The sequence below is a fragment of the Haemophilus sp. THUN1690 genome (assembly GCF_059704375.1).
Map to the genome: position 1 here is coordinate 1,147,399 of NZ_AP046582.1, position 14,122 is coordinate 1,161,520.

The 14,122-nt window shown below is 38.2% G+C and carries 11 protein-coding genes and 1 pseudogene; 2 read left to right on the forward strand and 10 right to left on the reverse strand.

The window, feature by feature from the left end:
* Window positions 1-122: 122 nt before the first annotated feature.
* From nqrF to AC6H22_RS05405, 7 genes are all read right to left on the reverse strand, one after another.
* Window positions 123-1,358 carry an NADH:ubiquinone reductase (Na(+)-transporting) subunit F gene (gene nqrF / locus AC6H22_RS05375; protein WP_005629183.1) on the reverse strand — a complete coding sequence of 412 codons (1,236 nt, stop codon included), beginning with the start codon at window positions 1,356-1,358 and terminating at the stop codon, window positions 123-125.
* Between the two features lie 12 nt (window positions 1,359-1,370).
* On the reverse strand, window positions 1,371-1,967 hold the full coding sequence (gene nqrE / locus AC6H22_RS05380; protein ID WP_005629181.1) for an NADH:ubiquinone reductase (Na(+)-transporting) subunit E: 597 nt from the start codon (window positions 1,965-1,967) through the stop codon (window positions 1,371-1,373).
* 3 nt (window positions 1,968-1,970) lie between these two features.
* Window positions 1,971-2,597, reverse strand: a complete 627-nt coding sequence (nqrD, locus tag AC6H22_RS05385; RefSeq protein WP_005629349.1) for an NADH:ubiquinone reductase (Na(+)-transporting) subunit D — start codon at window positions 2,595-2,597, stop codon at window positions 1,971-1,973.
* Window positions 2,597-3,331, reverse strand: coding sequence for a Na(+)-translocating NADH-quinone reductase subunit C (locus AC6H22_RS05390; RefSeq protein ID WP_005629176.1), 735 nt, complete (start codon window positions 3,329-3,331; stop codon window positions 2,597-2,599). The genes nqrD and AC6H22_RS05390 overlap by 1 nt, the downstream gene beginning before the upstream one ends.
* Window positions 3,324-4,559, reverse strand: a complete 1,236-nt coding sequence (locus AC6H22_RS05395) for an NADH:ubiquinone reductase (Na(+)-transporting) subunit B (protein WP_005629174.1) — start codon at window positions 4,557-4,559, stop codon at window positions 3,324-3,326. Before AC6H22_RS05395 ends, AC6H22_RS05390 begins: the two co-directional genes overlap by 8 nt.
* 2 nt (window positions 4,560-4,561) lie before the next feature.
* A complete protein-coding gene (locus AC6H22_RS05400) occupies window positions 4,562-5,905 on the reverse strand; it encodes a Na(+)-translocating NADH-quinone reductase subunit A (protein ID WP_005629172.1) in 1,344 nt (447 codons plus the stop codon).
* 293 nt (window positions 5,906-6,198) lie between these two features.
* Window positions 6,199-6,510 carry a BolA family protein gene (locus tag AC6H22_RS05405; protein ID WP_005629170.1) on the reverse strand — a complete coding sequence of 104 codons (312 nt, stop codon included), beginning with the start codon at window positions 6,508-6,510 and terminating at the stop codon, window positions 6,199-6,201.
* Between the two features lie 92 nt (window positions 6,511-6,602).
* On the opposite strand from AC6H22_RS05405, the gene AC6H22_RS05410 reads away from it, so the two are divergent.
* On the forward strand, window positions 6,603-7,202 hold the full coding sequence (locus AC6H22_RS05410) for a YajG family lipoprotein (protein WP_005629168.1): 600 nt from the start codon (window positions 6,603-6,605) through the stop codon (window positions 7,200-7,202).
* A gap of 62 nt (window positions 7,203-7,264) precedes the next feature.
* Window positions 7,265-7,894, forward strand: a pseudogene (locus AC6H22_RS05415) (FAD-dependent oxidoreductase); the annotation flags it as partial.
* Window positions 7,895-7,908: 14 nt separating this feature from the next.
* Here the strand turns inward: AC6H22_RS05415 and AC6H22_RS05420 are convergent.
* The 3 genes from AC6H22_RS05420 to AC6H22_RS05430 form a co-directional block, all read right to left on the reverse strand.
* Window positions 7,909-8,775: an alpha/beta hydrolase gene (locus tag AC6H22_RS05420; RefSeq protein WP_118817102.1), complete on the reverse strand. Its 867-nt coding sequence runs from the start codon at window positions 8,773-8,775 to the stop codon at window positions 7,909-7,911.
* 55 nt (window positions 8,776-8,830) lie between these two features.
* Window positions 8,831-10,909: a TonB-dependent receptor domain-containing protein gene (locus AC6H22_RS05425; protein WP_005629162.1), complete on the reverse strand. Its 2,079-nt coding sequence runs from the start codon at window positions 10,907-10,909 to the stop codon at window positions 8,831-8,833.
* Between the two features lie 77 nt (window positions 10,910-10,986).
* The gene (locus AC6H22_RS05430) at window positions 10,987-14,073 is read right to left on the reverse strand and encodes a TonB-dependent siderophore receptor (RefSeq protein ID WP_118817103.1); all 3,087 of its coding nucleotides are present in this window, start codon (window positions 14,071-14,073) and stop codon (window positions 10,987-10,989) included.
* Window positions 14,074-14,122 lie beyond the last annotated feature (49 nt).

Below are 14,122 nucleotides of genomic sequence, written 5' to 3' on the forward strand. Positions count from 1 at the left end.
TTACTGGCAAATTCAACAAAACTTACCTGTAATCATAGAAAATTTTCTAAAAACACCTTAAATTTTGACCGCACTTCATCACAAAGTGCGGTCAGTTTTTATGATGAATTGATTAACTAAAATCAGCCACCAAAGTCATCTAATAAAATGTTTTCATCTTCAACACCAAGATCTTTCAACATTTTAATTACAGCAGCATTCATCACTGGAGGTCCACACATATAGTATTCACAATCTTCTGGTGCTTCATGATTTTTCAAGTAGTTTTCATAAAGTACATTGTGAATAAAGCCTGTATAGCCAGTCCAATTATCTTCAGGCAATGCGTCCGATAATGCAACATGCCATACAAAGTTTGGATTTTCAGCTTGCAATTGGTCAAAGTCTTCTTGATAGAAGATTTCACGTTTAGAACGTGCACCATACCAGAATGACATTTTACGTTTAGAGTGGAGACGTTTTAATTGGTCAAAAATATGAGAACGCATTGGAGCCATACCTGCACCACCGCCGATAAATACCATTTCTGCATCAGTTTCTTTCGCAAAGAATTCACCAAATGGACCAGAAATAGTAACTTTGTCACCTGCTTTTAATGACCAAATGTATGAAGACATTTGACCTGGAGGTGCATCAGGTTGACGAGGCGGAGGCGTTGCAATACGAACATTAAGCATAATAATGCCTTTCTCTTCAGGGTATGAGGCCATTGAGTAAGCACGAATGATATGCTCGTCCACTTTAGAGACATAACGCCATAAATCATATTTATCCCAGTCTTCGTGGTATTCTTCAGGAATATCAAAATCTTTATAGTTCACCACATGTGGATCAGCTTCGATTTGGATATAACCACCCGCGCGGAAAGGTACTTCCTCGCCTTCAGGAATAGCCAATTTAAGCTCTTTGATAAAGGTTGCTTTGTTATCGTTAGAAATAACAGTACATTCCCATTTTTTCACGCCAAAGATTTCTTCAGGAAGTTCAACTTCCATATTACCTTTCACGTTAACTTGACAAGCTAGACGATAACCTTCTTTTGCTTCACGTTTGTTAATGTGAGAAAGTTCGGTTGGAAGAATTTCTCCACCACCATTTTTCACTTTAACAATACATTGACCACAAGAGCCACCGCCACCGCAAGCAGAAGACACGAAAATACCTTTACTTGCTAAAGCACCTAATAATTTACCACCTGCAGGTAATGTGATCGCTTTTTCAGGATCGTCATTGATGCCGATAGTAATATCACCAGAATCGACTAATTTTGATTTCGCAAATAAGATGATTGCCACTAACACTAATACAATAACCGTGAATGCGGCAATACCGAGTGCAAGAATTACTGAATCGCTCATTGATTACACTCCTTATAATTGAATACCAGAGAAAGACATAAAGCCTAACGCCATTAAACCAACAGAGATAAAGGTAATACCTAAACCTTTTAATCCTGCAGGAATATCCGCGTATTTCATTTTCTCAGTTAAGCCAGCAAGCGCAACAATCGCCAACATCCAACCTAAACCTGAGCCAAAACCGTACACGATAGATTCAGGGAAATTGTAATCACGTTGAACCATGAAAGACACCCCACCAAAGATCGCACAGTTTACTGCGATTAACGGTAAGAAAATCCCTAATGCGTTATAAAGAGATGGCATAAATTTATCTAATACCATTTCAAGAATTTGCACTAAACCAGCAATAACCCCAATGAAGGTAATGAAGTTCAAGAATGATAAGTCCACACCTTCAATTAAAGCATTTTCTTTTAACACATTTGCATAAATTAATTGGTTTACCGGCACGGCGATACCAAGAACGAAAGTTACCGCAATACCAAGACCAAACGCAGTTGATATCTTTTTAGATACCGCTAAGAAAGTACACATTCCCAAGAAGAAAGAAAGTGCCATATTTTCAATGAAGACTGCCTTAACGAATAGGCTAATATAATGTTCCATTGATTACTTCTCCTGTTGCTCTGGTTTCCAAGTTCTTAATCCCCAGATAACAAATCCGATGATAAAGAATGCACTTGGTGCAAGTAGGAATAAACCATTTGCTTGGTACCAACCACCATTCTGAATGGTTTCAAAAATAGTCATACCAAATAATTTACCTGAACCGATAAGTTCACGGAAAAATGCTACGATAATTAACATCGCACCATAACCTAAACCATTACCGATACCATCTACAAAGCTTTCAACGGGAGGCGACTTCATCGCAAATGCTTCGGCACGTCCCATTACGATACAGTTAGTAATAATCAAACCAACGAATACCGAAAGTTGTTTAGATAAACCATAAGCGTAGGCTTTTAATATTTGGTCAACAACGATTACAAGTGATGCAATAATCGCAAGTTGCACAATAATACGAATGCTGTTTGGAATATAATTGCGAATCAAAGAAACAAAGAAACTTGATAACCCAGTTACCAAACTCACTGCAATCGCCATTACAACAGCAGTTTCTAATTTTGTTGTTACCGCCAATGCAGAACAAATACCCAAGATTTGTAATGCAATTGGGTTGTTCTTAACAACTGGAGCTAACAACAGATCTTTATAATTTGCTTTTTCAGACATTAGTTTGCTCCCGCATGAAGTTTTTCAAGATATGGACCAAAACCGTTTGCACTAAACCAATAATCAAACGTACCCTGTACGCCATTACCAGTTAAAGTCGCGCCTGATAAACCATCAATACTATGCTCATCTTGTGGAGCTTGCCCTTTCACGATGTGAATTGCAGGTTGGTGTTGTTCATCAAACAATTTTTTACCTTTAAATAAACTTGCCCAGTTTGGATTTTCAATCTCACCACCCAATCCTGGCGTTTCACCATGTTGGTAGTAAGTGATACCATTAATAGTATTACCATCTGGTTGAACAGATACTAGACCATACATCACTGACCACAAGCCAGTTCCATAAATTGGTAAAATAACTTGTTGAGTCTTACCTTGTTCATCTTTTACAAGATAAACTTCGGTCGTTTTGCTACGAGAACGGATACGTGCTTTATCGGCATCAGCAGGAATTGCTTGTTGGCTATCATCTGCTTGTTGTGTGTATTCACCCGTTGCTAAATCAACGAAACGGGGCTCGATAAATTTTGCATAAGTTTCTTTTACATTAGTGTTTTCTTGTAAAAGACCAGCTACATTTAAGATATTTTTTTGTTTATCGAGTAACTTTTGTTCTTCTTGTGCTGGCTTTAACATTACTGCGGAACCAGCAACAATAATGGAACAAACTAAACTCAGTAGCAATACGACAAGAATTGTGCCGCCTACGCTGTCTTTATTAAACTTAGCCATTTGTTCTTGCTCTCCGACGTTTGATATTTGCTTGAACTACGATGTAGTCGAAAATCGGTGCAAATAAGTTTGCAAATAAAATCGCTAACATCATGCCTTCCGGATAAGCTGGGTTTACAGTACGAATTAATACAGCCATTACACCAATTAATGCACCGTACCACCACTTACCTGCATTGGTAAAGGATGCTGAAACAGGGTCTGTTGCCATAAATACCATACCTAATGCAAATCCACCTAAAACAAGGTGCCAATGCCAAGGCATTGAGAACATTGGGTTAGTATCAGAACCAACTAAATTGAATAGAGTTGAAGTTGCAATCATACCAATCATCACACCAGCAATGATGCGCCATGCGGCAATACGAGTGAACACAATCACTGCGCCACCGATTAAAATTGCAAGCGTAGAAACTTCACCCATTGAACCAGGTAAATTACCAACAAAAGCATCCATCCAAGTGATTGGAGCACCAGTTACTGTATGTTGTAATGCTCCCTGACCACCTTGTGACCATTGTGAAAGTGCGGTTGCGCCAGAGAAACCATCAGCGGCAGTCCAAACAGTATCACCTGAAATTTGAGCTGGATAGGCGAAGAACAAGAAAGCTCGGCCTGCAAGTGCAGGGTTCATAAAGTTACGACCTACGCCACCAAAAATTTCTTTTGCAACAACGATACCAAAAGTAATACCTAATGCGGCTTGCCATAATGGCAATGTTGGTGGAACAATTAACGCAAATAAAATAGTTGAAACGAACATCCCTTCATTTACTTCATGGCCACGCACAACTGAGAACAATAATTCCCAAATCGTACAAACGGTGAACACCACTAAGTAAATTGGTAAAAAGAAAATTGCACCCAGCGCCATTTTTGAGCCCCAAGTTGCATTGGCTGTTAAATCTAAACCTAATGAACTTGCAAAGGCATAGTGCCAATCGTTAGCAATTAATTGATCTAAATTGCCTAATTGATTTAAGGCAGGGATCGCTTGGTTACCCACATTGTACATCCCGTAAAAAATCGCTGGGAACAACGCAAGGAAAACCGTAATCATCATACGTTTTGAGTCTAACGCATCACGAACGTGAGTGTTTTTGTGCGTTACTGTACCTGGTGTATAAAGCAAGGTATAAATCGATTCAAAGATCGGATAAAGCTTGCTGTATTTACCACCTGGTAAAAACGCGGGTTCCATTTTTTCAAAAAGATTTTTCAAACCCATTTTTAACCTTCCTTCTCAATCTTATCTAGTACTTGACGCAAGATTGAACCGTATTCATATTTGCCTGGGCAAACGAAAGAGCACAATGCTAAGTCTTCTTCGTCTAATTCAAGACAACCTAACGCTTGCGCGCCATCGGTATCACCCACGATTAAATCACGTAATAATAATGTCGGTAAAATATCCAACGGCATCACGCGCTCGTAGCTACCAATTGGCACCATTGCACGCTCACCACCGTTTTCTGCGGTAGTAAAATTGAATAATTTCTTACCGAAGTGACCCAACACTGTACGAGTAATTGAATATTTATTTGATTGCGGAGTAATCCAGCCAAGGAATTCTTTCTCATTACCTTCTGCAATCACAGAAACTTGTAATGCATAACGACTTAAATAGTCATGTGCACCTTTTGCAATTTGCCCACAAAGCACTGAGCCAGAAATTACGCGATTTTCACCCGCACTTAATTCATTTTGGGTTAATTGAGAGAGATTAGCGCCAATTACAGTGCGAATTAAACGAGGTTCTTTCACTTGCGGACCAGCAAGAGAAATAACACGTTCAACATAAAGCTCGCCTGTTGTAAATAATTTACCCACTGCGATCACATCTTGATAATTGATGTGCCATACAGTTTTATTTACACCAACAGGATCAATAAAATGAATATGAGTACCAACAAGACCTGCAGGGTGAACGCCACCGAAATCATGAATCTGTAAATTTTCAAGATCAACAGTTGGGATATTCGTATCACCTGCTTTACACAAGTGTAACGGTTTTGAAGGGAATAAACGACTTAATACCGTTAAACCATTTGTGAAATCTTGCCAAAATTCTTTTAGCACGATAGCAGGATCTGCGGCTAATGGATTGGTATCCATTGCATTCACGAAAATTGAGGCTGGTTCACTATCAATCGCAGGTACTTTGCTAAATGGACGAGTACGTAATGCAGTCCATAAACCTGATTCAACAAGGTTTTGTTTTACTTGTTCAGAAGAAAGCGTATTCAATTGTTCTGCACTATATTTTGCGAAAGTGATTTGCTCATTTCCTTCCACATTAATTACGACAGATTGTAATACGCGCTTCTCACCACGATTGATTACAGTGATAGTACCACTTGCAGGGGCTGTAAAAATCACACCGGGATTTTTCTTGTCTTCAAAAAGCACTTGGCCTTTCTTTACAACATCGCCTTCGCGCACCTTCATAGAAGGACGCATCCCCACATACTCCTCACCTAGAATCGCAACTTGATTCACAACATTTCCGTTGTGGATTACTTGTGCTGGTTTTCCCGCAATTGGGAGATCCAAGCCTTTCTTAATTGTAATCATACTGTTTGCACTACTTTTCAAGGTTAAAAATACAATTGCAAATAAACAAGTTAAATGCAATCTCGTGTTTGAGCGTGACAAAACACCTTTAGAAAGACATTAATGTCACAAAAATAAAAAACTCAAATCGGTTAACTTCACGATAAACATCCTTATCGAGAAATTGAATTTGGATAAAATTAGACGCCTTATTCTAGCGAAAATCTGCTTTTTTCGCTACTTAAACGCCTACTTTTTTGTAAAAACCTTTTGCGATATATCAAAAAAATGTTACATCTTCATAACATAAAAAATTAATGTCCAACGCCTGCGCATTTCGTTGAAGCAGGAATTTTCTCATTTAACTCGCCCCATTCCTCTACAGTAAATAAGTGCAACGCTAACGCATGAACACCGCTATTAAGCTCATCTGCAAGCAATTGATAAACACGTTGATGACGCTGTACTTTACGCATTCCTTCAAAAACATTACTCACAATCACACATTTAAAATGAGATTCCGCGCCACGACCAGAACTATGTAAGTGGCTTTCATTTTCTACACTAAAAAAGTGCGGTTGAAATTCTAGTTGAATTTTTTGTTCGATAGTTTGTTGAACAGACATCATAAATCTCCACAAAATCACAATGAAACGCTATACATTAGCAGTGAAGTTTGCAAGAATAACACAGTTTTAACTGGCTCATTGGGGAAATTATGACATTATCAAACAAAATCAAAACATTATCAGCAGTAAGTATTGCAGCAGCTACGCTGTTCCTTGCTGGCTGCCAAGCACAATCAAATACATTAACGTTCACACCACCGGCACCGAATGCCACAATGAACATTAATCAAAATGCGATTGTGTATGTAACAACGAAAGATAGCCGCACAACGCAAGATATCGCGAGCTATACCAAGCGTGGAGAACTCATTAAATTAAATTCATCGCCGAGTGTTACGCAATTATTCCAACAAGTGATGCAACAAAATCTTATTAGTAAAGGTTTCAGAATTGGGCAATCCAATGGATCAAATGCGTGGGTAACTGTAGATGTACGTGAATTTGCTACTCAAGTAGAACAAGGTAATCTTCGTTATAAACTGAATACCAAAATTCAAGCGACTGTTTATGTTCAAGGTGCGAGAGGTTCATATAACAAAGCATTTAATGCTACTCGTTCACAAGAAGGCGCATTAAACGCGGATAATGACGAAATTCAAAAAGTTCTGTCTCAAACATTTAACGATATTGTGAATAACATTTATCAAGATCAAGAAGTATCCGCTGCGATTAACCAATATGCTAATTAATCGTATAGCTAATTAGATATGCTCTGAAGTGGGGAAGGTTACTATAACCTTCCTCATTTTTTATATTAGCGAAAAATAACATTGATGTAATTAACGGTTTCGGAAAATTTGTCGATGCGCATACTATTGAAGTAACTCTTGCTGATGGTACAAAAGAGCAAGTAACCGCAGATCATATTTTAATCGCAACAGGTGGTCGCCCATATCGTCCAAACATTAAAGGACAAGAATACGGCATTGATTCGGATGGTTTCTTTGCATTAACTGAATTACCAAAACGCGCTGCGGTTATTGGGGCTGGCTATATTGCCGTTGAACTTTCTAGTATATTAAACAGCCTAGGCGTAGAAACGCATTTATTAGTGCGTCGTCATGCGCCAATGCGTAATCAAGATCCATTAATCGTAGAAACATTAGTGGAAGTGCTTGCGCAAGATGGAATTCAATTACATACTAATTCCACGCCATCTGAAATTGTTAAAAATGCAGATGGCTCCCTTACAGTAAAATGTGATGGTCAATCTGATGTTATTGTAGATTGCGTTATTTGGGCTGCGGGTCGTGTTCCAGCGACAGATAAAATTGGCTTAGAAAATGCAGGTGTAGAAACAAATGAACACGGCTATGTCAAAGTAGATAAATATCAAAATACCAATGTGAAAGGCATTTATGTGGTAGGCGATATTATCAAATATCGGCCTTATTTTTACCTATCATTTTGCATAAAATCTAAAGAATACTTTATTGCATCAATAACCGAATCCCCGTGATTTTTGTTCGGAATCCATTTAAATATTGCATGATTGCCTTGAGCTTGTAATTTTTCCGCTAATTGTTGAGCATTAAATGGTCGCATCTTCTTTCGTTGCTCAATGCGTTGTTGCTGCTCCCCTGTCATTTTAGGATCTTGTTCCGGATATTCTTCATATTCGCCTAAAGTGATTAAAATATGCTTAGGATGAGATGTAATCCAAGATTCATTTTTAGACAAAAACGCACCGTTTCCCCACCAAAGTGATGGACTCGCCAAGGTGTAATATTGGAATAAATCTGGCTGATGAAACAGCACGTAAAGACCAAATAATCCCCCAAAGGAATGCCCAAAGAAATATTGTTTTTCAGGATTAATGTCGTAATTTTTCTCAATATTCGGTTTAATTTTAGTTTGGATAAAACGTAAAAAATCTCCCGCGCCACCACCTTGCTTAAACTCATCACCTTGTGCTGGAAATGTGTAATCTCTTTGACGCTCTTCAATGGCATAGGCTTTTTCTGAAACATAGCCAATGCCTACAATCAACGGTAAAGGTAAATTAGCATTCACTGCATTTACCGCTAAAGGAAATTGCGCATTGCCATCAAGTGTATAAAACACCGATAAATTGTGCTGTCGTCTTTTCGGCTCGGCGATAAATAAACGATAATGTTTATTCTCAAACACTAAATCTTGTTGATGAATGTGATAAAGTGCGGTTATTTTCGGATTTATTTTAGAGATAGAAAAATCAGGTGCAGCCATAGCTATATTGATCGCCCCTAAATAGAAAAAAAGAATTTTAAATAAAGTACTCATAAGAAAAAGAAAGCTACATTTAGACGGTGCTAAATGTAGCTTATTTTCGTGCTAATTAGAATGTAACATTCAGATTCGTCCAAAAACGTCGGCCTTCTTCAACCGTCCAGCTTCCCCCATTCGTATTCACACGTTCACCAATTTCATTGCCAATATTAAGCACTGCCAAGCTTAAGGATACATTAGGGTTAAATTTGTAAGTTGTCCCTAAATCTACTGTGGTGTAAGCTGCGCGGGTTCGATAGTGATTTTTGCTATCGCCATTACGTGGGTTTGCCCATATTTGTTTGCCTTTATAAGCAATACGCGTATAAGCACTCAAGGCATCATTCATTTGCCAGTTTAATTTAGCACTCGCTGCATGTTTTGGTGTATTATCAAGCGGTAAGCCACGTAGGCTCATTTTGGATGCAGAAATATCTTCATCAGATTGGCGTTTAGAGTGTTGATATGTGTAACTCATATCAACATTCCAATGTTCATTGAATGGAATATGAGTGGCAATTTCAGTGCCTTTAATATTCGCACGTCCAACATTAGCATACTCATAAAGTTTTGCCTTCATAACTGGATCAGTTAAACCGGTATAATGGCTCGTTAATTTATTCTTAAAATCCGTATTAAATAAGGTAATGCTCGCGTTATAACCATTATCATTGGTGTAAACTAACGCAATTTCTTCGTTCACACTGGTTTCCGGTTTTAAATCTTTATTACCATAAATAACCCCTGCGCCAGCCTCTGTGGATGTCACATAACTTTCACTGATTTCACGAATACTTGGTGCTTTAAAAGCTTTACTTACACCGCCCTTTAACGAGAAATTATCATTGATATGATAAACCGCATAAACTCTTGGGCTCCAATGTGAACCATATTTTTCATGATGATCAAGACGAGATCCCAGCGTTAATAAAATGTCTTTGCCAATATCAATGCGATCTTCTAAGAAAAGTGCGGATTGTTTTACACTATTTTTACTATTTTCAAATACAGCTCTTGAGGCTTTATGACCATTTGGTAAAGTTTTTGTTAAAACACGTGTTACCGAGTCATCTTGTAATTTAGCTTGTTGAACCTGTCCGCCAAATACAAAGAAATGATTGGATAAAGGCAGCATAAATTTTGCATCAAAGACATTATTTTTGATTTCTGGTTTACGGGTATTCATCACGCCATTAACACTGACTTCGCGTTTTGCAATTTCTTGTGAAAAACTTAATTCTGATGTCATCAAATCCCAATCAGCTTGATGTGTGATAGACCAATGATTACGGCTTGCACGAGTAGAACTTGGATTATTAGGCGTGACTGATGTTCCACGTGTTGTGGTCAAATCAATAGTTTTCCCCGGTGTTTCATCTTTTTCTAAACGATGGCGCCCCGCCTCAAAAATAAAGGTTTGTTTATCAACCGGCGTAAAAGTCAATTTCGCATTCAAATTTTGATCTTTATTTTTATTCGATGCGCCAATCAAGTTATCTTCTTGACGATAGTTCCCCCCACCATAAACCTGAAGACCTAATATATCCTTAACAAGTGGACCTGACACAAAGAAATCACCATGATAACCATCACCAAAGTCTGACTTATCATGTACGGTAAATCCTGTCGAAACCGATCCTGTCCATTCTTTTGCTGCATTTTTCGTGATGATATTTACCACTCCCCCCATCGCATCCGAGCCGTAGAGTGATGACATTGGTCCACGAACAACCTCAATTCGTTCAATTGCACTAACAGGCGGAATAAATCCCCCTTCAAATCCGCCATTGCCATTTGGGCGGGATTCACGCGTATTTTGACGACGACCATCCACCATAATTAAAGTGTAGTCCGCCGGTAAGCCGCGAATAGCAATATCGGTTCGGTTTGCATTACTCCCACTTACATTTACTCCAGGAATATCTTGCAACGCGTTCTCTAAGCGATTAGAAGGATGCGATCTTAATTTCGCTTGATTCACCACGCTAATACTTGCCGGTGCATCACGTAATTCTTGCGTCGTACCTGAGGCTGTAACCACAATCGCATCAAGGTTTTCAGTATTTTGCTCCGTAGCTGCCGCATTGGTTGCAAGGGCAGCAAGAATTGACAGACTTAAAAGTGAAAGTTTTATTTTGAATGGGTTCATAGTTTGTCCTTAAATTTGTGATGATTAATGTTCAAAAACAATGGGAAAATCGACCGCACTTTTGCGACTGATTTTTCCTAGAATGTCCAATCGAGTTTCATCATAACTGTGCGTGGGCGACCATAGAAATTGTTCATCCCTCGAGTGCGGTTATAATTGTTCTCGAAATAGATTTTATCCGTTAAGTTCGTCCCAATTAGGCTTAACTTAGCGTGCGGATTAAATTCATATTGAATATTCGCATCCCAAAGAGCGTAACCAGCTTGATGGATGCCATATAAACTGCTTGTTGGGCTTTGTGCAGAAGCACCTCCACCGATGGTTAATTTTGTATTTGGGATATGATAAGAAGTCGCCAAGCGGAACATTTGAACCGGTGTGAAGTTACTGAAGTTATAAGGAGTCGCTTTTGTGTTTTTCTCTAGACGTTCAGCATTCACTTCTTGAGCATTTTTATATTTGCTCTTGTTGTAAGTGTAACCTAAAAAGAGTTGCCAGTTTTCGGTGAGATTGCCTGCAGCTTCGATTTCAAAGCCCTTGCTTTCAACTCTTCCTATTGGTTTCGCAATAGTTTGGAAAGAGCCTTGTCTACCAGTAGAATCAGGCACAAAACCAAAATCAACAACGGTTCTATTCTTTTGCTCTAAAGTAAATAAAGCCAATGACGCATTTAAACGATTGTCTAAAAATGCTCCTTTCCAACCGACTTCGTAATTTGTTCCAACAAGGGGTGGCAAGGTTGTTTTTGTTGTGACATCAACATTATCTTGTTGCTTAAAGATTTTGGTATAACTCGCATAAACGCTGTGATTGTCAGTAAGATCATAAGTTATCCCCAAATAAGGCGTAAACTTATGCCCCGTCATACTGGCTTTATAATGTTCATTATCCACTTTAACATTACTGGCTGACTGAAAGTTTGTGATAGGTTCACCATAACGAACAGGCATTTCTTTCTGCTGTGAAGTGGTGAAATGTACAAAACTTAACCCAGTTAAGATATGCAATTTATCTGTGGCATTAAAGCGGTTACTTGCTGTAATGGTGTGAGTTTGATTTTTGTTAAAATATTTAGCGTAATTATATTGTGCCAAAATATGATCATCTGGAATTTTAACGTGTTTATAAACAGGCGTAGTACCTGCAAAACCAACAAAAATAGGATTGCCTTTTTCATCAACTTCTTGAATCTTATTGCCATTGGCATCAAGCTCATAAACTGGCTCTAAAGCAGGTACTTTATTACCAAAATCATCAATTTTATAAATTTGTTTGCCACTGGCATCAAGCATCGGTTTATATTTGGTTTTAATGGCATTTTTACAATCTGGTTCATAGATACTCACATTTCCATATTCATTATATTTATCCCAATCCGGCTCACGATTTCCTTTTTCTGTTGGTAGTTTATTACTACCTAATGGATGTACTTCACATAAGCCATCAAATTGTGCATGAATAGTTCCGGTACTTGGGCGTACTCTATATTTCTTTTGGAAAATTTCAAGGTAAGTTGATTCTATATTTTCATTGTTATAAGCATAACCAAGATAAAAATCGTGGCTTCTATCAAAGAGTTCATAGTTGCCTTTTAAATTTAACTTAATACCATATTGTTTATCCTTTTTTTGATATCTCATTGGCATATAGTTAAATCGACGATTTATCACATCTCGATTATTATAGGCTGAATCATATAAACGATTAGGGAAGCGTTCATTTGCATTATCACTAATTCCCTGATCGGCAAGCTCTTTATTAATAAAATCTTGTTTGTATTCTTCATCAGTCAAGGCAGGATAATAACCATCGCAGAAGAAATCCAATGTTCCCTCATCAATACATTGCTGGCGTAATAAAGCGCGGTCATTTATACGTTTATTTTTATATTGCTCAAAATCTTGTTGATTAAAACCATTCTTTAAATAATCCGCTTTTTTAGATTCAAATTCTGTTTTGGCGTCTTTGCGATATGAAGCTAGTTTTTCTAATGCTTTATCTTTAGGCTCAAAGGGAATTACTTCACCTTTTTCAGTTAAAAAGCTTGTAGCATCTGCGCCAGAAACCCCCGCAGCATGTTCATCTTTAATAAAATATTGCCCCACTTTGGCATCGGAATTATTTTGTGTATAAGAAAGTTCTAGACTTAATTCCCAATCATTATCTAAAAATAATTTTGTTTCAGAGAAAAGATTATATTTATCTCCTTTTAATCGAGACCAACTTTCGCCTAAGTATGTACTTCGTGGAAATTTAAGGGGATCTTGGCAAGCTGGGCGAGAAGAAAATGCCGCAACTTTTGGATTCTCACAAGGCAACATAACACCGGCAAAATCCGGTACTTCATTAATTTTTTGATACATACCGCCAAGGGTAAATAAACCTTTATCACGGATATTGCTCTCAAATACGCCATAAACCATTTGTTTACTGCCTTTTACATCTTGCTTGAAAGAATGTGATTTTTCATCCACGCCCACTAAACGCCCACGTACGTTTTTTTCTTTATTCATTGGGCCTGACACATCAAGCATAGTGCGAACACTGCCACGGTGATCTACGGTAATTTCACCTAAATGTTGGAATTTATCTGTTGGGCGTTTGCGAATAAGATTAATAGTTCCGCCTGGTTCGGAATTGGATTGAGTTAAACCTGTTGCACCGCGTACTACTTCAATATGATCGTAAACGGCTAAGTCTGTGCTCGGCACCACATCAATTTTAGCAGTATAACCTGAACGCCCGCCGACATTGGTAGTGATACCATCTTCACCAATTTGATCCACATAGAAACCACGAGAGAGAAAACGGGTTTGTAAACCAGAATCATGCACAACATTCACACCTGTAGTGTTTTTCATTGCGTCTTCAAGGGTATGAATCGCACGATCATCAAGTTGTTTTCTTGTTACCACACTAACAGATTGTGGCGTGTCTTTACCAGAAATACGCAAACCGGTAGCTGTATTCATTGATTTGATAGTATAGCTTTTACTGCCAGCTGTGGAGTTAGCTGGGCTTTCATCAACAACATTAATTTGCTCTAAGCTTTCAGCCTGAGCAAAGGGATGAAAAGCAAATATCGCTAAAGAAATGAGGCTTAAAGAAAAGCCTAGGGGAGAGGTGGAATTTGTTTGTTTGTCAAAGACTACATTATTCGACATAACTTAATCCTATTGTTTTCTTGTGTTCCATACATTTCTCCATTTGCTT